Raw genomic sequence first — 22,366 nt, forward strand, 5'->3', positions numbered from 1 at the left:
AGTAGTTCACTTAACGAATATCGCTAAGTGATAGACTTGATGAGTAAATGACCTTGATGAAATTGATTTACTGCTTGGTGTCAACAAGGTGCGATGGCGCGGTCGGTGGATCAATAAGCGCTTTGCCCAAAATGATCAACCCAGGCCAAAATAGATAAGCGAGAATTTCTAAGTTTTCACCAAAAGTGTATAGCATTAACAGCATCAGTATCGCCATGCCTACTTTTGCCAATGGGTGGGTAAAAATCCTCAGCAATAACACCACAAATGTCACTAGCATGGGAATAGCCAGTGCTATAGCCCCCACCAAACCTTTGACAAATAATAGCCCATACCAAGTATGGTGAGAACCAATTGGCATAAACTCCACCATATGCGGTCCTCGCTCAACAATACCATGACCAAACATAACCGCTTCGTTCCACCATCGTTCAACAGCAATATCAGCTAAGGACTGTCGAACCCGAGTGGAGTCTGCTCTGGCTCCTTTCACCGCAGCAATAGTCATGGTTATTTTATTCAGAATGGATTCACCAACAAATCCAGTCGCTAAAATGATAGGGCATAATATAAAGTACAGGAGTGGGGTACGGACAAATTTTAGCATCGAGAAGTAGCCAAATAAGGCCATATAGCAAATTAAGGCCAGCCGAGATTGAGACATTAGCACCATAAGTAAACTGCCAATAACCCCCCAACGTTTCCAACGACGAGAAGACTCTTGCAGTGCAAAAATAAAATATAAATTGCCCAACATCCCTAATGCGGGAGCCCAAGGTGTAAATAAACGCCAGCGCGGGATCCCACTGCCAGGATCTATCTCATATAAGCTTAATGAGAAAAACTCAGGCCCTGGGCCACCAATAATACTTAATGGGGAAACATATAAGGTACTGGGTAATTTAAGTAGCCATGCCAGTACAAATATCGGCAGCAATATAACGGTATGTTTGCAGACTTGACAACACGCTCGGTAAATAACTTGCGGCCTAATGTCTAAACAACCAATCACAGGAAAAATAGCCAATAAAGCCCATCCCTTAGCCCAGCCTATACTCGACTTTATTAATTTGGCTATGCCCAAGCTCTGTTCAAGATGGCCAACAATAAGGGCGATTAACATCACCCACATACCTAATAACCAAATATACAGGGTTAATCTGATGGTACTTGCGGGTTGATAAGACAGCTTTTTGACCAGTAAGCGACAAAATAAAATCCAAGCAATAACCGGAGCGATAATATAAAGGGCTCCCACTAGCCAAAACAAATAGCTATAGACTATGGCTTTGTAGACGATTCTTTCGTCAGCATTTTGCGGAGTAACGGTTTGCGGATCCATAAAATACTCAGTCCTATTATTGCCATAAACGATGCGCAAAAGGCCGCAACAAGTAATAACATGGTCGCCAAATTATCTGCTTTAGAAGCAAATGAAGGTGGCGACAATAATTGCAATAACGGATAGGCAGTAAAAATATCCGCTTTTCCTACATCCATTTTGGCTACAGCAGAGGTCATTACCGCGGTGGCCAGTTGATGAGCACGATGTAAATCTTCTAGTTTTGCGGCATCATCATTAGACAAGTCTAAACGGATTTCCCAGTGTACAATTTGTTCATCCAATGTGCTAAGTTGTTGCTTTAAACCAAGATGTTTAGCCCTTAGTTGTATCAGTTGCCCCATTAACTCTGCGCGGCCATCAATGTCTTTTAACATCAGTATATTCAGTAGCTTAGTTTGTTGTATACGCTGTTTTTGTCTTAATAATAACGTTATACGCGCTTCTAAGGCTGTTTGTAATTTAGTTTCTTCGGCACGTAAACTGGTTATTTGTGGATGATTAGTTCCATAATGAGCGGATAGGGCATGTTGTTGGCCCATGGTGTCATTGTAAGCCATTAATAGCTGCTGAAAGAGCTTATCATTATGCAGCTTTAACAGAGCTGCGGCCTCATCAGATGATGTTCCTAAATGTTGATGTAGACTTTGTTCTTCCGCTTCAATCCCGGTTAATGTAGACAGCATATTGACCCGGCCATGGCGTAATCGCTCAATAGTTAATGCGAGTTCTTTAAACTGATCAAGTGATACTAAACCACGTTCTGACTGAAAGGCTAAAATAGCATCTTGAGTCTTTTTTACTTTGCTATTGTAGCCCGCTAAACCTTGACTAATGCCACTATCTCGAAGATTCACTTCATCGGTACGAAGGTCACTGAGCAGCTGTTGTAATGAACGATATAATGCCCAACCTTTATCTTGCGCTTCTTGAGCTGTACCGCCTTTAACGCTAAATTCCATTAGACCCGTTTGGCTGGGTAACGTAAGCTTTGGCTTACCGAGTTGTGCAACGGACATTTTTAATTGTTTTGCCGCCTGAGTCATTAACATATCACTGCTAGATATGGCTTTATAATTTTCTCGAGGATCAATTGCCGAACTCAAATAAGGTGAGCTAGATGAGCTGGTTGCTTGGCCTACGCTATCTAGGTTAACTAATGCTCCAGCACCATTACCGGGTAAGATTAATATCCACTTTGACACGTAAGAGGTGGGTTTAATCACCAGTAATATCGACGTCATTACCCAGATAATTAATAAGCTCATCATTGCCGTTTTAAGATATAAACGCTTACGTGCTTTGGGGGTGAGTTTACTGCCTTCCAATGCTGCCCGTTTTATCCAAAATAAGTAAGCCAATTCGCTTAAGCTATTATCTTTGGCATCATTGATTTGATAATCAGCTTCATTGTTATTGTGTGCCCTTTTTTGCTGGTTTTTGTCTTTAATAACATTATCCATGACATGCTCCTTATAACCAGCCAATTAAGCTGCTTGGAATAATGACGTCGGTTAGGCTACGTGCAAGTTCACGGAAGTTGGTCATTCTTGAGTCATAACAGGCAATGCCATCACCCGGTAATAACACTGGGTTCATATTATTTTTCCAAGATTGCTGTATTAACCCATCAATCGAACGTTCGACTACATCCATCTGATTCGATAATGGATTTTTAGTCACTAATAATATGTAACGGCTGGCATTGGTTGATTGCGCGCCGCCGACACAGTTGGCTGCAATGGCGCCATGGAGTAAGCGTGTACCGTAAGGGAATCGGGTGGCTTCTCTGTCTACTGCTGATTGGCTGTTTGAACTTGCTGGTTGGGTTAAGTTAGACATAAATACTCGAATACCCGGTGTTGTAATCGGCGATGGTCTAGCCAATTCGTCATTGAATTGGTTTGTTGAGGGGACATACACTTTGTCCCCTGCCATTAAGGTAAACTCTTGAATCGATTCGCCGGTTAAAACACCTGTTAAGTCGATGCGGTATATCCGATTATCACGAATAACATTCACCGCCGTTAAATCGGCATCTGGACGAATACCTCCAGAAGAACGAAGCGCTGCATCAATGCTTCGCTCAGTGGCTTGATCACCAGAAAAATCACTTCCGTCATCTTTAGTTTCAATGGGTTGTTTTTTATTAATCATGTGCTGACCAGGTTCATATACCGCGCCAGAAGTGGTGATATTAATCGGGGCCCAACTGATGGGCACAATGCTGATACGGATAGCAGCAGGTTGCATCAGTTTTTCAACGATCAATTGATGCCTGATGGCATCGTTCAATTGTATTAAGGTGAGGTTTTTTGCTGATACACTTTGAATGAATGGCAGGTAGATATTGCCATCGGCATCAATTTCAACGGCTTTACTGAAATCTTCACCGTTTAAAATATTAATATCTAATTTGTCACCCACCGACAATTTCAGTTGGGCTTTTTGCCATTGCGAGTCAATTAAGCCCAGGGCAAGGTGTTGCGCCTTAACACCTTCTTTAGTGAGCAAATGGCTGTTTGCATTAATGTAGGAATTATTGATTGGCACGTTTTCAATTAAGCCCAATTTAAGATTATTTGGACGTTGGGCACTGATCTGTCGATCATAAGGCGTGTGCTGACCAAAATAGTGGCATTCACTAGAGGTAGTTAACTGGCAAATATCTTGGCTTGCTGGTCTATTGGGGGTGACGCAAGCTGAAACACTTACGCAAAATAATCCAATGAGCGTAACGTGGGATAAGTTTGTCATGATAAATTCCTTAATAAGTAAAGCCCAACAATCTGCCCGTATTGACACTAGCGGGTTATTTCTTTTAAAGGCGTATCTTCACGCAGCCCATCAAGCGCTTGCTCTTCAGATTCATAAATATCCATAATATGATGCAACCGAGTTAACTCAATTAATGCTCTTACGCTAGAATTTGGATTTAACAACACAATATTCCCATGGTAATGCATGGTATTTTTACGTGCAGAAATCAAAACTGAAAGCCCACTTGAGTCAATGTATTCAAGCTGGCTCATGTCGAAGACCAGTCGAGTATTACCCTTGTTGATGTATTCTAAAATAGCGGCTCTATATGTTGGCGTTTGTGCCATTACCATTTTTCTTGGTAAGCGAACTACACTCGCGTGTTGTTGTGCTTTTAATTCGAAGTTCATAATGTCGCCCTCTGATTTATCATGTAACAAAGTGAATATTGGTATTATCAATCATTGATTTTTATATCATCGGCTGAGAATATCTTTAATTACTAAAAGATACTGCAGTATATGTGCCAGTTATTTTATTGTTTAATTTCAATTGATTGCATGTATTAGAGAGTGTTTATTGCAAATTGAGGGTGAGATTTTGCAGATTGCAATGCATTGGTGCATGCCGGAGGGGGTTATTTTTAGTGATAAGTAAGTTCTGACGTGCAGCGAAGATTTTAAAAAGCAGTAAGCTGGGCTAATTTACTGCTGTTATAAGGGTTCGTAATCGTTATTTCTGTCAGTAAGTGGGTTAGTTTCTTAATAAACTCATTCTTAGGTGGCTGCCTAATACTGTGGGTTGATTCCACACCTGATCCATCCAACTATACATTATCCATAAACCCCGACCATGTTCCTCATTTTGATCAGGACAATCAATCAAAGCGGGTAATTCGGTATAAAGAGCATTATCAAGTAAGTCGACGATGACGCTATCGGTATTACAGTGCATTAATAAGGTAATGTTGGCAGCATCACAGCTTGTGTGTTGAAGGATATTATTGACGCCTTCTAACGTACAGGTAATGACTTTAAAACGCTGCTTATCACATACTTGGTTGTTCAGCATAAATTGTTCTAGTTCGATACAAAATTGCTGCTGCTCAATAATTTGAGGCGTTAAGTTTAATTGTAAACTATTCATAATGCGCTCCTTATGGCATTTTATCACTTATGGATCCCGATGAATTAACCGCTTTGTTTGCCTGATGGCTTTGCTGGTTATGGCTTTTTTGGTGTTCAACAGACTTTTTCTGGTGCCACAGTCTGTTGGAAAACAACATAAGTGACATGTCGTCTTGTGCTTCACCTTGTTGCCACATTGACAATGCATGACGAATACGATGGATCATCGCATCACCACTAATTGCGTGGTTGACCATGCATAATGTTTTGAGCCGTTCAAGCCCAAACATACCCAACTTCGGATGGTTAATTTCATAAATACCATCAGAAAAAATCATTAGATGTTCATCATCAGCTAGGTGACCTTGGCAGTCGATATATTGAGTATTTTCATCAATACCAATGGGTAAACTCGAAGGGATATCGAGTGACTCACAGCGATGTTGGCTGATGAGAAAGGGCTGTGGGTGACCGGCATTGCACATTTCATATTGGCCACTTTTACTGTTGATTTTTCCTATTATCATCGTGGCAAATTGACCGTGCTGGCAGGGGTCTGAAAAAACCTGATTAATGTAATCCATTAGTATTGCTGGAGATTGATGCCAATCTACTCGACTTGGATTTAATGATTGTGCCAGGGCGAAACTTTGCATTGCGGCCCCCGCGCCGTGACCTGACACATCGATTAAGAAAAATCCGATCCATTGGCCGTCAATAGTAAAGCATTGAAACATGTCACCGGCCAACTCATTTGCTGCAGCGAAATAATGATTCACTTGCCAATTTTCTAAGGTGAATCGTTTGTCAGGTAATAATGCATGTTGCAATTGAGCGGCTTGTTTCAATTCAGATTTTTTCTGATCAAGTAATTTTTGTGTTTTATGAAATGCCTGATTAAGTGCATTATTTTGTGCTTTCATTATCTGTTGTGCCTTAATCAGACGAATCGCGGCGATGACACGCATCTTTAGCACTTTGGGTTCAAAAGGCTTAGCTAAATAATCATCTGCTCCAGACTCTAATGCATAAATGAGGTCATCGGTTGCATTATTACCGGTAAGTAACAGTATGTAAGGAGGTGAATCAGTTTGTTTCAATATTTCACAGACGGCAATCCCAGTTAATTTAGGCATACGCCAGTCGCTGATGAGTAAATCAATGGGTTGATTTTCACACAAGGATAAGGCTTGTTGCCCGTCGATACACTGATGCAATACGATGTTGCAATCTTCAACCTGCAGCAATTCCAACAGACTTGCGATAAACAGTCTTTCGCTTGTCGAGTCTTCTGCGAGCAGTATATTGATAGTGTGTGTTAACTTAGCCAGATTCATGTTTTACTCCAATGTTGACCTTTGAAGGTTTACTGATCAACCTTCACACTGTGTCTTCGGTGTTAATTCCACTCTTAACCCATAACTACAATCAATAACTACAAGCAATAACTATTCCATTCTTCAAATAACTTTTAAAACATGATCTTGTGAAAGTTTATTTGCTATACCTGTTTTCAATTTTCAATTTGCAATGTCGTTATTGCAAAATGCAACAGCCTCATCCATAGTAATTGTATAAGACGTTTATCAACGTTATTTGCTGGTCCGTAAGGGAGAGGAAATTTGTCTTTTCGATTAAAAACGATTATAGGAGTGGCACTGATTGAAGCCATATTGCTATTTATTTTGGTCTACACCAGTATTGATTACCTCAAACAATCTAACCAGTCTGAAATTGAGAAACGAGCGAGCCTAACCACGAGCTTATTTTCGGTAGCGGCTAAAGATGCGCTAAATGAGTTGAATAAAACCACCTTAAGAGAGCTAGCCAAAGAGCTTAGTCACAAACAAGAAGTCAGCTACGTTTATATTTTTAAAAATAATCAACTTATCGTCGCAATGCACAAAGAGTCCAGCAATGTTATATGGGGCGTTGATGAAGTAGGCCAAATTGATGAACAAAACAATATTTTTGATATAAACAGGCCAATAATTAAAGATGGGCTTGATATTGGGGCTGTTCAAATCGGATTTGATCGCTCTGGATTTGATGCCTTTTTAATCCAAGCTTCTAGCCGGCTTTTATCTATTGCGGCTGTTGGAATACTCCTCGTCGCACTATTTTCTTGGTTATTAGTTGTGTATTTGACTCGTAATCTGATGCAATTACAAATAGCCTCAAAACTTATTTTGCAAGGTAAAACCGGGGTACAAATACCGGTTGTCGGTAAAGATGAAATTGCTCAAACCACCACTGCTTTTAATCAAATGGTACAAAATATTGATTCAAGAGCTCATGCCTTAACGGGAGCAAACGTCAGATTAAATACTATTTTAGAATCAGCTGCTGACGGATTTGTTATCATTGATGTTAACGGCTTGATTACTGAAGTGAATAAATCCGTAACCCGTCTTTTTGGCTATAGTAACGAGGAGCTGGTGGGTGAAAATGTTTCGATACTGATGCCAATAGCCGATCGAGAAATGCATGGCCACTATATAAAGCGTTACCTTGACGGGGCTGAAGCTAAGATAATCGGTACCGGTAGAGAGTTAATTGCTGAGCACAAAGACGGACATCAATTTCCTATTGAATTGTCAGTGTCTAAAATGGTCATTGATAACAACATTTTATTTTTGGGATTTATTAAAGATCTTACTGCAATAAAGCTTAATCAGAAAGCGGCTGAACGAAGCCAGTCAATTTTACTGACGACGCTTGAGGCAAGCCAAGATGCATTAATTACTATTGATATTACCGGTAGTGTAGAAGAATTTAATCCAGCAGCGATTAAGCTTTTTGGTTATTCCCGCGAAGAAGTGTTAGGTAAATACTTAGAGGATTTAATTATTCCTAAGGCATTTCAACAAGCTCATCGAAAGGGTATGGAACATTATCGGCAAACGGCCAAAGGGGCTGTGTTGCACAAACGGATTGAGGTACCCGCCCACAATAAAGACGGTAAAGAGTTTCCCATTGAGTTAAGGGTCATACCTATTCAGCTGGGAGATGATATTTTATTTACCGCATTTGTACGGGATATTTCTGAGCAAAAATCAAAAGAAGAAGAGTTGCGGCTTGCCAAAGAGCAAGCTGAAGCCGGCAGTAAAGCAAAATCACGCTTTTTAGCCACCATGAGTCATGAAATCCGCTCGCCATTAAATGCCGTGCTGGGTAGCGTTGAGTTACTTTTGGGGTCGTCGCTTCAAAAAGAGCAACGAATTTATGTTACAACGGCTAAAGAAGCGGGCGATGCGCTATTAAATACCATTAACGATATTTTAGATTTTTCTAAAATTGAAGCTGGGCAAATGGTGCTTGAGTCTCATGAGTTTGAACCCGATAACCTAGTAGCTCAGGTGCTGCAAATCCTTGCCAATAAAGCATTAGAAAAAGGCGTGCATCTTGCCAGTTATATTAATCGCAATGTTCCACAGCGTTTAGTCGGTGATCCTCAGCGGCTTCGTCAAGTGATCCATAACCTGGTTGACAATGCGATTAAGTTTTCAAACTCAGGCTGTATTACTGTAGAAATGTGGATACCTGATAGTCATAAAGAACGCGTTGAGCTATGTTGTTCAATATCAGATCAAGGTATTGGTATCAGTGAGGATGCTCAAGCAAAGCTATTTGTTGAATTTTCCCAAGTTCACGACACCCATACCACTAATTATAAGGGGACGGGTTTAGGGTTAGCGATTTGTGCCGAATTGGTACGAATGATGGATGGTGATATCTCGGTGGAAAGTGAACTTGGTAAAGGCAGCCGATTCAATTTGTTTGTGACGCTAGATAAAAGTACCAAAGCAATAAATCATTATGCAAAATTACCTGAACATTCTCGAGTGCTGATTATTCACCCTGATAAGCAATTGTGCAAATTGGTAAAAAAACAGTATATAGAATACGGTGTAAAAATAACGTATATAAATGATGTCGCTAACGTTTTTAAACTATCGCGAGTTCGGGGACAGTTTGACCTCATTTTACTCGATGATTCATACATTATGTCGGTTGATAGAAAGTTATTGAAAATTTTACATAATGACTTTTTATTGCCACAAGGTATTTTAGCTGCATTGAGCACTGGAGTGAATACTCAAGTGTCGCAACTATTAAATGAAATGGGCATAGAGCAAGTCGTTAACAAACCCCTTAGTCGCGCGATGTTGCTAAATCTAATCAGCGGATCAACCCAAGAAACCAAACTTGAATCGCAACAGCGAGATAATTTTTCATTTCCTCAACACTGTAAAATCCTCTTGGCTGAAGACAGTCCTGCAAATCAAATGGTTGCAGGAACGATGCTGGCTAAACAGGGGGCTAATATTGAGTATGCTAATAATGGTGTAGAAGCGGTTAACATGGCGCTTAAAACTGACTATGACATCATTTTAATGGATATTCGTATGCCAGAAATGGATGGGTTAGAGGCGACAAGCCTTATTTTACAGCAAAAACCTAAACAAATTATTCTGGCGATGACAGCCAATGTATTCAAAGAAGAGTTAGAGGCTTGTACTCAGGCAGGAATGCTTGATTTTATTGGTAAACCAGTCAATAGCAAAGATTTGATCGACGGTGTCGCTAAGTGGGTCAATAAAGCGCAAACATCAACACGCGATGAGCCAGACGATCAAGTCGAAATAACTTCGCAGCCTAAGATGGCGCTTGAATTACCGCATAGTGTTGATTGCCCCTCAGAGGAACAATCTGAGGAAGACATTAACATGAATTTATCTTTATCACTGTCGCCAAACAATGATATTGCTGCTGTCCAAAGCAATATATTGCAAGAGACTAAGATGAACATTGGCCTATTAAATTTTGATGTAATAGCTACTTTAGTCGATGTTATTGGCGAAAAAACCTTAAAGAAGATGCTAAAGGTCTTTTGCCAAGAAGTACAAATGAGAATAGAAACATTACAAAGACTAGGACCTGACGGTGACATGAGTCGAATTGAAGATGAAGCTCATACCCTAAAAAGCAGTTCTGGTAGTTTTGGGGCTGCAGCATTGTATGAAGCCGCTAAAACGTTAGAAGTGGCTTCAAGAGAGGGCAAGGATCCCATAGCAGAATTATTAGAACAGACTATTGTCATAGCAAATCAAAGTGTTGATGTAATTAAACAAATTTATCAATTAGATGATTGAAGATTCATTTCAGCAACTGAAGGAACATTATGGGATTTCGAGTCGTTTTAGTCGAAGACAGTATATCTTTAGGGGCGCTTTATACCGAATACTTATACAGCGAAGGTGCCGATGTCACTTTAGTGCATTATGGTGAAGATGCGCTAACAGAAATACATCGTCAACCGCCAGATATACTTATTCTAGACATCAAACTGCCTGATATGTCTGGAATGGATATTCTTGCTCAGGTGAATGAAAGCCATCCAGATATTACAGTGATAATGATCACCGCTCACGGCACTATTGATATTGCTGTAGATGCCATGCGATCCGGTGCGTTTGATTTTTTAGTTAAGCCATTTGACAGTAAACGTTTAGCGATAACGTTACGTAACGCGTTGAAGCAAAGGCAATTAGTTAAACTGGTTACACAGTATGAAAACAGCCTACCCAAAGCCAACTATCAAGGGTTTATAGGTGAGTCATTAGCCATGCAAACCGTGTATAAAACGATTGATTGCGTCGCTAATAGTAAGGCATCGGTGTTTATTTTTGGTGAAAGCGGTACTGGCAAAGAGGTCTGTGCACAAGCTATTCATAATGTTGGTAATCGCAAGCATAAATCATTCATAGCACTCAATTGTGCTTCTATCCCAAAAGAGTTGATCGAGAGTCAGATTTTTGGTCATACCAAAGGCGCTTTTACTGGGGCGGTGAGTCAGCGAGATGGGGCTGCAACACAAGCTGATGGTGGTACATTCTTTCTTGATGAAATCTGTGAAATGGAGCTTGAACTACAAAGCAAGTTACTGCGCTTTATTCAAACCGGAGTATTTCGTCGAGTGGGGGGAAGTAAAGATGAAAAGGTCGATGTGAGGTTTATCAGCGCCACCAATAAAGATCCTTGGCAACAAGTGCAAGAAGGCTTGTTTAGAGAAGACCTGTATTATCGATTGCATGTTATCCCGATTGAGTTGCCTCCACTCAATCAGCGCGGTAAAGATATTTTATTAATTGCCAATAAACTGTTAAAACAATACGCGAAAGAAGAACAAAAAAACTTTAAAGGCTTCAGCGCTGCAGCTCAAAAGCAACTTCAACTATATGCTTGGCCTGGCAATGTCCGACAGCTACAGAATATTGTTCGCCAAATTGTGGTATTGAACAATGCCGATGAAGTCGAAGTAGCCATGTTACCCTCGCAAATCAGCAAACCGTTATCAAATCTGGTTCAGGCTCCTAGTGTGTATGGTGCTAATCAAACCGTTGCCGTTATGCAAACTGCGCCGACAAGTTCTGCACAACCTGAAAACAGCACTCTTGATAATACGCCATTAAGTGACATCAATACGGTCGTGATTGAAGCCTTATGGAAAACTGAGAAGCGAACGATTGAAACCGCAATTGAACTTTGCGAAGGCAATATCCCAAAAGCGGCAGCTATGTTAGATATCAGCCCCTCTACGATATATCGAAAGAAGCAATCTTGGGATGATATGGAGCTTAAATAGTCGTGTTGCTGTGTAACAAAAAAACCTGCAAATACAGGCTTTTTGTCATATCGCTGCACGATGTTAACTATGGTAGTGCTCGCAAGCGTATAAAGTATTTTCAAGCAAACTGGCAATGGTCATCGGGCCAACTCCACCAGGAACCGGGGTAATAAATGCCGCATTTTCAGCGGCAATATCAAATTCAACATCACCCACTAGGCGACCATTATCCAAACGAGTGATACCAACATCAATAACAATCGCGCCGGGTTTTATCCATTCGCCAGGAATAAACCCTGGTTTACCCACCGCAACAACCAACAGATCGGCCTGACGGACTTTTTGTTCTAAGTTTTTAGTAAAACGGTGACAGGTTGTGGTGGTACAACCGGCTAATAATAATTCCAGTGTCATTGGACGACCGACAATATTTGATGCACCCACCACGGTAGCATCTAGACCATAAGTATCGACACCGGTTGATTTGATTAAGGTCATAATGCCCATAGGGGTACATGAACGTAGCACTGGAATGCGTTGTGCTAAACGGCCGACATTATAGGGATGGAAGCCATCAACGTCTTTATCTGGACGTATACGTTCAATGACCTTTGAATCATCAATATGATCAGGTAGAGGCAGTTGTACAAGGATCCCATCAATGCTTGGATTAGCATTACACTGGTCGATTAGAGCTAATAGTTCTGCTTCAGTAGTGTTGATGTCGAGGTCAAACGATTGCGATTCAAAACCGACTTCCTCACAAGCTCTGCGTTTACTGCCAACATAAACTTGAGATGCGGCATCACTGCCCACTAAAAGAACCGCAAGTCCTGGCGCGCGAAATCCAGCTTGTCTACGTACTGCTACTTTTTGTTTTAGTGTGGTGCGGATAGATTGTGCAATGGCTTTACCGTCAATAATTTGAGCAGTCATGGCTGTTGAGTTTCCTTTGAGTGGCGCGGGTGTTGAAGTCAATTGTCGATCGGCGGTTATTCTAGCAGGCGTATTGAAGAGTGTCATTTGCTAGACGAGGAAAATACAGTTAATAAACTATTCGCGCTATGATACTAATCATAGTTTTTGCTGCTAAATTCGGCATATAGCATTTAGGGGTAAAAAAATCGTTGACGATAGCAAGGTGACTCGTTAATATGCGCTCCGTTCTCGAGACAACCTTGTTATTGTTTATCGATAATATAAAACTCGAATACAAGACTAGATTTTCGGTGATTAGCGCAGCCCGGTAGCGCATCTCGTTTGGGACGAGAGGGTCAGAGGTTCGAATCCTCTATCACCGACCAAATTAAATGTTATTTGCTATCATAGTGAGTAACAGAACAAGTAAACTTGTTCAGCCAGACAGGATACAGCGTTTAGCTGTGACCATGCGCCCGTAGCTCAGTTGGATAGAGCACCCGCCTTCTAAGCGGGTGGTCGCAGGTTCGAATCCTGCCGGGTGCACCATTTCAGTGGTGATTGTAGCTCAGTTGGTAGAGTCCCGGATTGTGATTCCGGTTGTCGTGGGTTCGAGCCCCATCAGTCACCCCATTTTTTCTGATTAACTCAAACTATCGAATAAAGACCCTTTATGGGTGTCGTTATGTTCGTTTTGGTCACGATAATTATTTTGCTGCAGAGCATTATCAACCTAAGTCAACAATCTCATTTCGCACATTAAACGTGCAAACACATCAAAATTGATCACAAGTCGGCTTTTTTATCACGTAAATCGACCTTTTCAGGCTCGACTCTGTTAAAAACGGTAGCTATAATGTCGCGTCTTGATAAATATCAAAAATAAGCTAACTGCACCAACAGCGTCTTCAGCATCATTAATATCGCTGTGCTGGGTGTCAGAGCTAAACCCGTGGTCAAGAAACGAATATCTAATGGTTGAGTTGTCGACCATTACAAAGAACGTTAGACATATTTCGAGGTAAAACAATGCAAGTTTCTGTTGAAACAACTCAAGGCCTAGAGCGCCGCCTAACTATTTCTGTACCTGCTGAGCAAATCGAGAAATTGGTTAAAGACAATGTATTGCGCGAAGCAAAGCGTGCTCGTCTTCCAGGTTTCCGCCCAGGTAAAGTACCTATCGGCGAAATCAACAAGCGTTATGGTAAAGCCATTCGTCAAGACATCACTGGTGAAGTGATGCAACGCAACTTTATTGAAGCGGTTGTGGCTGAAAAGTTGAACCCAGCGGGTGCACCCGTATTTACTCCTGGTACAACTGAAGGCGAAACATTTGAGTTCGTTGCTACGTTTGAAATTTATCCAGAAGTGGTACTAACTGGCTTAGATAACATTGCCGTTGAACAGCCTAAAGCTGAAGTAAATGATGCAAACGTAGACACTATGATTGAAACGTTACGTAAGCAGCACGCTACTTTCGCTGCGGTTGAACGTGAAGCAGTTGCTGACGATAAAGTTAAAATGAACTTTATTGGTACTATTGATGGTGAAGAATTCGAAGGCGGAAAAGCTGATGATTTCGAACTTCAATTAGGCAGCAGCCGTATGATCCCTGGTTTTGAAACCGGTATCGTAGGCCATAAAACCGGTGACGAATTCGAAATCGAAGTGACTTTCCCTGAAGATTACCATGCTGAAAACTTGAAAGGTAAAGCGGCTAAGTTCGTTATTACCTTAACTGAAGTTCAAGCGGCTAATCTACCAGAAGTGAATGATGAGTTTGCCTCTTTGTTTGGTATTGCGGAAGGTGGCTTAGACGCACTTAAGACTGAAATTCGTAAAAACATGACTCGCGAACTAGAGCAAGCGTTAAAAGCGAATGTGAAAGAGCAGGTCATTACTGGTTTACTTGCAGCAAACGACATTACCATTCCTAAAGCACTTGTAGAGGGTGAAGTGAATGTACTTCGTCAACAAGCAATGCAACGTTTTGGTGACCAAACTGAAAATATGCCAGAACTTCCGGCTGAACTTTTCACAGAACAAGCTGAGCGTCGTGTTAAGATTGGTTTGCTATTAGGCGAAGTGATTAAGACCAATGAGCTAAAAGCTGAAGATGATCGTGTCAATACATTGATCGAATCTATGGCTTCAGCGTATGAAGATCCGTCAGAAGTTGTGTCATACTACAACTCAAATAAAGAACTTATGCAAAACATGCGCAATGTAGCGCTTGAAGAGCAAGCTGTTGAAGCTTTGTTAACATCAGCAAAAGTAACCGTTAAAGACGTCGCTTTTGAAGAATTTATGAACAAGGCTACCGGACGAGCGTAAGCTAAGCTTGACTTAACAAGCCGTTCGCCATTTATAATGGCTCGTATGAGGTTCCTCATGCGGGCCATTTTTATTTTAGGGAAATGAATAATGCATAAAGCACCAGAATCAGTACTCAATGCGCTTGTACCTATGGTTGTTGAACAAACAGCGAAAGGTGAACGTTCTTATGATATATACTCTCGTCTATTAAAAGAGCGAGTCATCTTTTTAGTTGGCCAAGTCGAAGAACACATGGCTAACCTCATTGTTGCTCAACTATTATTCCTTGAGTCAGAAAGCCCAGATAAAGATATTTATTTATACATTAACTCTCCCGGCGGTTCCGTAACGGCAGGCATGGCTATTTATGACACTATGCAGTTCATTAAGCCTAATGTGAGCACTGTATGTATTGGCCAAGCTGCGAGTATGGGCGCCTTCTTATTAGCCGGTGGCGCTAAAGGTAAACGTCATTGCTTACCGAACTCACGAGTGATGATCCATCAGCCATTAGGTGGTTTCCAAGGTCAGGCATCAGACATAGCAATTCATGCTAAGGAAATCCTAGGCATCAAGAATAAATTAAACCAAATATTAGCTGATCATACTGGCCAGCCGCTAGAAGTGTTAGAGCGTGATACTGACCGTGACAACTTTATGAGTGCTACACAAGCTGTTGAATATGGTATTGTCGATTCATTACTAACAAGTCGCGGCTAAAACGGGTAGCTGATTTTTTAGTTACATTAAGGTATTCTGTATTGAGAGACGTTCGGTCATCAATGTGGTTATGATAAGTATCTGCAAGCAGGGCTTAGGTTAGCTTAAGTTGTAAACAGAGGTAGAATAATGGTCGATAACAAAAATAACGGTGACAGCGGCAAATTGCTGTACTGCTCTTTTTGCGGAAAAAGTCAGCATGAAGTGAGAAAACTCATTGCTGGTCCATCAGTTTATGTATGTGATGAGTGTGTTGATTTGTGTAACGACATCATCCGTGAAGAAATCAAAGAGATTTCTCCTAAGCGTGATGAAGACAAGTTGCCGACACCCCATGAGTTACGCAAACATCTTGATGACTACGTAATAGGTCAGGATCAAGCTAAAAAAGTGTTAGCCGTAGCGGTATATAATCATTATAAGCGTTTACGTAATGGCGCAATGAAAGATGGTGTTGAACTTGGTAAAAGTAACATTTTACTATTAGGCCCAACCGGTAGCGGTAAAACATTATTAGCTGAAACACTTGCACGCTCACTGAATGTCCCTTTTGCTATGGCTGATGCAACCACATTAACCGAAGCTGGTTATGTGGGTGAAGATGTTGAAAACATCATTCAGAAGCTACTGCAAAAGTGTGATTACGACGTTGAGAAAGCCGAGCGTGGCATCGTCTATATTGATGAGATTGACAAAATCAGTCGTAAATCAGACAACCCTTCAATTACTCGTGATGTGTCGGGTGAGGGTGTTCAGCAGGCGTTGCTTAAGTTAATTGAAGGCACTGTTGCTTCAATTCCGCCACAAGGCGGACGAAAGCATCCACAACAAGAATTCTTGCAAGTGGATACGTCTAAAATTCTGTTTATCTGTGGTGGTGCATTCGCTGGACTTGAAAAAGTCATTGAGCAACGTGCACACACAGGGACTGGAATTGGCTTTGGTGCAGAAGTAAAAGGCGAAGCAGATAAAGCGACTATTTCACAGATCCTTAGCAAAGTAGAGCCTGGTGATTTAGTGAAGTTTGGGTTAATCCCTGAATTTGTTGGTCGTCTACCTGTTGTTGCTACGCTAACCGAGTTAGATGAAGCAGCATTAGTACAGATTCTATCTGAGCCTAAAAATGCATTAACTAAGCAATACAGTGCATTATTTGAGATGGAAAATGTCGAGCTTGAATTTCGTGATGATGCATTACAAGCTATTGCTCATAAAGCCATGTCACGTAAAACCGGTGCCCGTGGATTACGTTCTATTGTTGAAAGCATCTTGCTCGATACCATGTACGATATTCCATCGACTGAAGGCGTGATCAAAGCGGTTATTGATGAATCAGTAGTGAAAGGTGAATCAGTTCCTATTTTGATTTACGAAAATACAGAGACACAGGTTGCTTCAGGCGAGCAATAATTGCTCTGATAGCAAGTAAGTTGATAAATAAGGAGTCCATTGGGCTCCTTTTTTCGTATTGCCCATTGAAACTGATAACATTACCCCAATATAATTATTATTAAGTCTATTTCATTAAACGGAATCGAGCCATGACTAAAGAGCGTGAAGCGCATATCGAACTCCCCGTATTACCACTGCGAGATGTGGTGGTATACCCACATATGGTAATTCCGCTATTCGTAGGACGGGAAAAATCAATTCGTTGCCTTGAATCGGCAATGGAACAAGACAAGCAAATTTTATTAGTCGCTCAGCGAGACGCTGATCTTGACGAACCGACCAAAGACGATATTTTTGATATTGGTACGGTAGCCTCTATTTTACAGTTGCTTAAATTACCAGATGGCACGGTTAAAGTATTAGTTGAAGGTGGTCAACGAGCCAAAATCAAGCAATACATCCAAGAAGAGGCATTCTTTACTGCAACAGCAGAATACCTCGAGTCACAACAGTTAAGTGACAAAGAGGAAGAAGTGCTAGTTCGCAGTGCGATTGGCCAATTTGAAGGCTACATTAAGCTAAATAAAAAAATCCCACCTGAAGTATTAACGTCATTGTCAGGTATTGATGAAGCCGCTCGTTTAGCTGATACCATGGCTGCACATATGCCATTGAAGCTTGAAGACAAGCAATCTGTGCTAGAGATGATCAATGTCGGTGAGCGTCTTGAATACCTGATGGCAATGATGGAATCGGAAATTGACTTGCTTCAAGTTGAAAAACGTATTCGTACCCGTGTTAAAAAACAGATGGAAAAAAGTCAGCGCGAATACTATTTGAATGAGCAAATGAAAGCCATTCAAAAAGAGTTAGGCGACATTGACGAAAGCCATGATGAATTTGAAGTGTTGGCGCGTAAGATTGAAGACGCTGGCATGCCAAACGACGCAAAAGAAAAAGCCATTGCTGAGTTGAATAAGCTCAAAATGATGTCACCAATGTCAGCTGAAGCCACTGTTGTGCGCAGCTACGTTGACTGGATGACTGCGGTGCCTTGGAAACAACGCTCTAAAATTAAGCGTGACTTGGCCAAAGCACAAGAAGTACTTGACGCAGACCATCATGGGCTTGAAAAAGTCAAAGAACGTATTCTTGAGTATTTAGCAGTACAAAGCCGAGTTAGGCAGCTTAAAGGGCCCATTTTGTGCTTAGTAGGACCTCCAGGCGTGGGAAAAACCTCGTTAGGTCAATCTATCGCTAGGGCTACTGGTCGTAAGTATGTTCGCGTTGCATTAGGCGGCGTGCGTGATGAAGCAGAAATTCGCGGTCATCGCCGTACTTACATTGGTTCTATGCCAGGTAAAGTCATTCAAAAGATGGCCAAAGTAGGCGTTAAAAACCCATTATTCTTACTCGATGAAATCGACAAAATGAGTTCCGATATGCGTGGCGATCCATCGTCAGCGCTATTAGAAGTACTCGATCCTGAACAAAATGCAACGTTTAACGATCATTACCTCGAAGTCGATTACGACTTATCTGATGTGATGTTCGTTGCTACGTCAAACTCAATGGATATTCCAGGCCCTTTGCTTGACCGTATGGAAGTTATTCGTTTAGCCGGTTATACCGAAGATGAAAAGCTTAATATTGCTAAGAAACATTTATTGAGTAAGCAAATTGAACGTAACGGCCTTAAAGCAAAAGAAATCAATGTCGATGACAGCGCTATTTTAGGCATTATTCGTTATTACACTCGTGAAGCGGGTGTGCGTTCATTAGAACGTGAATTGTCGAAGATTTGTCGTAAAGTAGTTAAGCACATTCTGCTTGATAAAACGGTCAAAGTGATTGACGTTAACCAAGATAATTTAAAGTCATTTCTAGGTGTACAACGTTTTGATTTTGGCAAAGCAGAATCGAACAACCAAATTGGTCAAGTGACTGGCCTTGCATGGACTCAAGTCGGCGGCGATTTGTTAACCATCGAAGCCACCTCAGTAGCAGGTAAAGGTAAATTAACCTATACCGGTTCGCTGGGCGATGTGATGAAAGAGTCTATTCAAGCAGCAATGACGGTTGTACGCGCTCGAGCAGAAAATTTAGGCATCAATAACGACTTTTATGAAAAACGTGATATTCATGTGCACGTACCAGAAGGCGCGACACCAAAAGACGGTCCTTCAGCCGGTGCAGCAATGTGTACCGCGTTAGTGTCTAGCTTAACGGGTAACCCAGTGCGCAGTGATGTTGCTATGACAGGTGAAATCACCTTACGTGGTGAAGTATTGCCCATTGGTGGCTTAAAAGAAAAGCTATTAGCAGCGCATCGCGGCGGAATTAAACACGTATTAATTCCTCAAGAAAATGAACGAGATCTGGAAGAAATTCCAGCCAATGTGATTGCAGATTTAACCATTCATCCAGTACGTTGGATAGATGAAGTGTTGAAATTGGCGCTTGAACGACCAGTTGAAGGCTTTGAAGTGGTCAAAAAATAGCTTGTTAGTTAAAAAGTTGCTATAGAGCATAAAAAAAATGAAAAAAGGGGCTTAACAAAGCGCTGACCTGTGGTAGCCTAGGTCGGTGGAGAGTCAGTCGCACCAAGCCCTTGGGGCATCTGACGTAGAGCTGTATCCAATTTCATTTTTTGGTTTTCGTACTAAGTTTGGTGTGTTATCAAACTTATAAAATAAAGCCTCCGCAGACTGCTCTAATCATAGATTTGGTTGCGGCGCGACAATAACATTCAAGGGGATGACATGAACAAATCTGAACTAATCGAGAAAATCGCATCTGGTGCTGATATTTCTAAAGCTGCTGCTGGCCGCGCACTGGATTCTTTTATCGCTGCGGTAACTGAAGGTCTTAAAGATGGCGATAAGATTTCTCTAGTTGGTTTTGGTACTTTTGAAGTACGTCAACGTGCTGAACGTACTGGCCGTAACCCACAAACGGGTAAAGAAATTAAAATTGCTGCTGCGAACATTCCTGCGTTCAAAGCGGGCAAAGCGCTAAAAGACGCTGTTAATTAATTATTAACAACGTGGCCTTTGTAAGGCATTCGTAAAGTAAGCACTGCTTAGGCGGTGCTTTTTACGAAAAGCAACCTGTAATATGCGCGGCATAATACATGTTGGGAGTATTGGGTTTTACCCGTGGTAGCGTCTGATAACTCCATATAATTTACAATAAGGCGCAGCCACAAGGTGATGCGCCTTTTTATTTTATTAATCGCAACAAGCGAGAATTCAGATGTTAGAAAAAATTCGTGAAGGATCACAGGGGATTGTTGCTAAAACAATTCTAGTCCTTGTGATACTTTCTTTTGCTTTTGCCGGTGTGAGCAGTTATTTAGGCTCAAACACGGGTGTACCTGCTGCAGTTGTTAATGGTGACGCAATCGCCGCCAACGATCTAGAACAAGCTTTTCAAAATGAACGCTCTCGTATTGAGGAACAGCTTGGCGAAATGTTTACCGCATTAGCGGCTGATGATTCTTACATGAACGGCATTAAACAAGGTGTATTAGATCGTTTAATTGCTGATAAACTCATTGATCAAGCTGCTTATAAATTGGGCTTACGTGTATCTGATGAGCAAATCAAACAAGCGATTATCGAAGAACCTGCATTTCAAACTGATGGTCAATTTGACAATGAACGCTACCTAGCAGTATTGCGTCAGTTAGGCTATCAAACCACAAGTTTTAGAAACATGATGCGTGTTGATATGACTCGTCGTCAGTTACTCACCGCACTAGTGGGCAGTGAGTTTGTTTTGGATGGCGAAGCTAAGCAGCTTGCACAAGTTCAAGGCCAAACCCGTGACATCCGCTACTTAGTGGTCGACTCAACACCTTTTTTATCAAGTGTGTCGGTGTCTGATGAAGAAGTGCAAAGCTATTACGATGCTAATTTATCGCAATATATGAGCCCTGAAAAAGTCAGTCTTGAGTATGTTGAATTGAATGCTGATGAAATGGCTAAAAACAGTGAAACCTCTGATGAAGAAGTAAAAGCTTATTACGCCGATAACAAAGCACAATATAAAACGGCTGAAAAACGTCTTGCTGCGCATATTTTTGTTGCCGCAACCGATGACGACAGTGCAGATAAAGCCAAAGCTGACGCCATTGAAGCCAAGTTAATAGCGGGTGAAGATTTTGCTGAAGTGGCAAAAACTGATTCTGATGAACAGCTTAGCGCTCAACAAGGTGGTAAGCTAGATTGGTTTGAACAAGGTGTAATGGATCTGGCATTTGATGAAGCACTTTTTGGATTACAAAAAGATCAAGTCTCGTCAATTGTAAAAAGTGAGTTTGGCTATCACATTATTAAGCTACTTGATTTACAAGCCAGCCAAGCGACATCGTTTGACGACGTTAAAGCCAAAATAGTAGCACAGCTGCAACAAAAGAAAGCGCTAGATGTATACTATAGCTTACAAACTAAGCTGGCTGATACCAGTTACGAAATCCCTGATTCTTTAGCTGAAACCGCGCAAGCTGTTAATGCGAAAGTACAAACAACTCAGTTATTTTCTCGTGACGACGTACCTGCTAAATTTAACACCCCAGAGCTTATCAAAGCGGCGTTTTCTGACCAAGTGTTAGCCAGTGGCATGAACAGCGATGTGATTGAACTTGCGCCAAACCATGTTGTGGTGATTCGCATAAAAACACATCAAACAGCAGGCATCATCAGCTTAGTTGATGTTAAAGCGGGTGTTATTGAACGTTTGAAGCAAGATAAAGCCAATGACGGTGCGCGTGATAAAGCCGCTGAATATATGGCGCAGTTAAAAGCGGGTAATAACACCTTAACCGGTGCAACCTTAACCGCCTTGCCTAAATTAGGTCGTTTCAATCAAGACATCGACCAAGCCATTACCAACAAAGCCTTTAAGATTGCTGCTCCTACTGAAAACAGTGTCACTATTGACACTGCATCATTAGCTACTGGTTATGCGGTTATTGTTGTTGATAAAGTCAATGAAGCAGAAGGCATCAATGACAAGCTGATCAATACGCTTAAACAACGTATCGCGCCTCAATACAGTGAAGCTGATTACCGTGCTGTGATCACCTCACTAAAAGCGGTTGCTGAAATTGAGTATCCTGTTGCTGACTAATTAAGTCATTTTAATAGTAAGTAATAA

The 22,366-nt window shown here is 41.3% G+C and carries 15 protein-coding genes and 3 tRNA genes; 11 read left to right on the forward strand and 7 right to left on the reverse strand.

The window, feature by feature from the left end; genetic code table 11:
• Positions 1 to 67 precede the first annotated feature (67 nt).
• From EGC80_RS12925 to EGC80_RS12950, 6 genes are all read right to left on the reverse strand, one after another.
• Positions 68 to 1,342 (reverse strand): O-antigen ligase domain-containing protein, encoded by a 1,275-nt coding sequence (locus EGC80_RS12925; RefSeq protein ID WP_124013384.1) that lies wholly within the window; start codon positions 1,340 to 1,342, stop codon positions 68 to 70.
• Complete coding sequence (locus EGC80_RS12930; RefSeq protein WP_233768499.1) at positions 1,282 to 2,805, reverse strand: GumC domain-containing protein; 1,524 nt, start codon at positions 2,803 to 2,805, stop codon at positions 1,282 to 1,284. The genes EGC80_RS12925 and EGC80_RS12930 overlap by 61 nt, the downstream gene beginning before the upstream one ends.
• A gap of 10 nt (positions 2,806 to 2,815) precedes the next feature.
• Positions 2,816 to 4,099 (reverse strand): polysaccharide biosynthesis/export family protein, encoded by a 1,284-nt coding sequence (locus EGC80_RS12935; RefSeq protein WP_124013383.1) that lies wholly within the window; start codon positions 4,097 to 4,099, stop codon positions 2,816 to 2,818.
• A gap of 47 nt (positions 4,100 to 4,146) precedes the next feature.
• Entirely contained in the window at positions 4,147 to 4,512 is a 366-nt protein-coding gene (locus tag EGC80_RS12940; protein WP_124013382.1) for an STAS domain-containing protein, read from the reverse strand.
• A 343-nt stretch (positions 4,513 to 4,855) separates the two neighbouring features.
• Positions 4,856 to 5,248: an ATP-binding protein gene (locus EGC80_RS12945; RefSeq protein ID WP_101030316.1), complete on the reverse strand. Its 393-nt coding sequence runs from the start codon at positions 5,246 to 5,248 to the stop codon at positions 4,856 to 4,858.
• 10 nt (positions 5,249 to 5,258) lie between these two features.
• Positions 5,259 to 6,566 (reverse strand): SpoIIE family protein phosphatase, encoded by a 1,308-nt coding sequence (locus EGC80_RS12950; RefSeq protein ID WP_124013381.1) that lies wholly within the window; start codon positions 6,564 to 6,566, stop codon positions 5,259 to 5,261.
• A gap of 285 nt (positions 6,567 to 6,851) precedes the next feature.
• On the opposite strand from EGC80_RS12950, the gene EGC80_RS12955 reads away from it, so the two are divergent.
• Both EGC80_RS12955 and EGC80_RS12960 read left to right on the forward strand, forming a co-directional pair.
• Positions 6,852 to 10,385 (forward strand): PAS domain S-box protein, encoded by a 3,534-nt coding sequence (locus EGC80_RS12955; protein ID WP_124013380.1) that lies wholly within the window; start codon positions 6,852 to 6,854, stop codon positions 10,383 to 10,385.
• 29 nt (positions 10,386 to 10,414) lie between these two features.
• Positions 10,415 to 11,878, forward strand: coding sequence for a sigma-54-dependent transcriptional regulator (locus EGC80_RS12960; protein WP_124013379.1), 1,464 nt, complete (start codon positions 10,415 to 10,417; stop codon positions 11,876 to 11,878).
• Positions 11,879 to 11,941: 63 nt separating this feature from the next.
• On the opposite strand, the gene folD is transcribed toward EGC80_RS12960, so the two are convergent.
• Positions 11,942 to 12,796, reverse strand: coding sequence for a bifunctional methylenetetrahydrofolate dehydrogenase/methenyltetrahydrofolate cyclohydrolase FolD (gene folD, locus EGC80_RS12965; protein WP_124013378.1), 855 nt, complete (start codon positions 12,794 to 12,796; stop codon positions 11,942 to 11,944).
• A 291-nt stretch (positions 12,797 to 13,087) separates the two neighbouring features.
• Between folD and EGC80_RS12970 the strand changes: the two genes are divergently transcribed.
• The 9 genes from EGC80_RS12970 to EGC80_RS13010 all read left to right on the forward strand — a co-directional run bounded on the left by EGC80_RS12970 (position 13,088) and on the right by EGC80_RS13010 (position 22,339).
• Positions 13,088 to 13,164 (forward strand) — tRNA-Pro (locus tag EGC80_RS12970).
• An 86-nt stretch (positions 13,165 to 13,250) separates the two neighbouring features.
• Positions 13,251 to 13,327: transfer RNA gene (locus EGC80_RS12975), tRNA-Arg, on the forward strand.
• 8 nt (positions 13,328 to 13,335) lie between these two features.
• Positions 13,336 to 13,411: transfer RNA gene (locus EGC80_RS12980), tRNA-His, on the forward strand.
• 396 nt (positions 13,412 to 13,807) lie between these two features.
• Positions 13,808 to 15,112, forward strand: coding sequence for a trigger factor (gene tig / locus EGC80_RS12985; protein ID WP_124013377.1), 1,305 nt, complete (start codon positions 13,808 to 13,810; stop codon positions 15,110 to 15,112).
• 90 nt (positions 15,113 to 15,202) lie between these two features.
• Positions 15,203 to 15,814, forward strand: a complete 612-nt coding sequence (clpP, locus tag EGC80_RS12990) for an ATP-dependent Clp endopeptidase proteolytic subunit ClpP (protein WP_101030322.1) — start codon at positions 15,203 to 15,205, stop codon at positions 15,812 to 15,814.
• A gap of 129 nt (positions 15,815 to 15,943) precedes the next feature.
• Positions 15,944 to 17,224 (forward strand): ATP-dependent protease ATP-binding subunit ClpX, encoded by a 1,281-nt coding sequence (gene clpX / locus EGC80_RS12995; protein WP_101030323.1) that lies wholly within the window; start codon positions 15,944 to 15,946, stop codon positions 17,222 to 17,224.
• A gap of 131 nt (positions 17,225 to 17,355) precedes the next feature.
• The gene (gene lon / locus EGC80_RS13000; protein WP_124013376.1) at positions 17,356 to 19,707 is read left to right on the forward strand and encodes an endopeptidase La; all 2,352 of its coding nucleotides are present in this window, start codon (positions 17,356 to 17,358) and stop codon (positions 19,705 to 19,707) included.
• Between the two features lie 261 nt (positions 19,708 to 19,968).
• Positions 19,969 to 20,241 (forward strand): nucleoid-associated protein HU-beta, encoded by a 273-nt coding sequence (hupB, locus tag EGC80_RS13005; RefSeq protein WP_059745462.1) that lies wholly within the window; start codon positions 19,969 to 19,971, stop codon positions 20,239 to 20,241.
• Positions 20,242 to 20,461: 220 nt separating this feature from the next.
• Positions 20,462 to 22,339: a SurA N-terminal domain-containing protein gene (locus EGC80_RS13010; RefSeq protein WP_124013375.1), complete on the forward strand. Its 1,878-nt coding sequence runs from the start codon at positions 20,462 to 20,464 to the stop codon at positions 22,337 to 22,339.
• The last annotated feature ends 27 nt before the right edge of the window (positions 22,340 to 22,366 follow it).

The organism is Shewanella psychromarinicola, assembly GCF_003855155.1.
Taxonomy (GTDB): Bacteria; Pseudomonadota; Gammaproteobacteria; order Enterobacterales; family Shewanellaceae; genus Shewanella; species Shewanella psychromarinicola.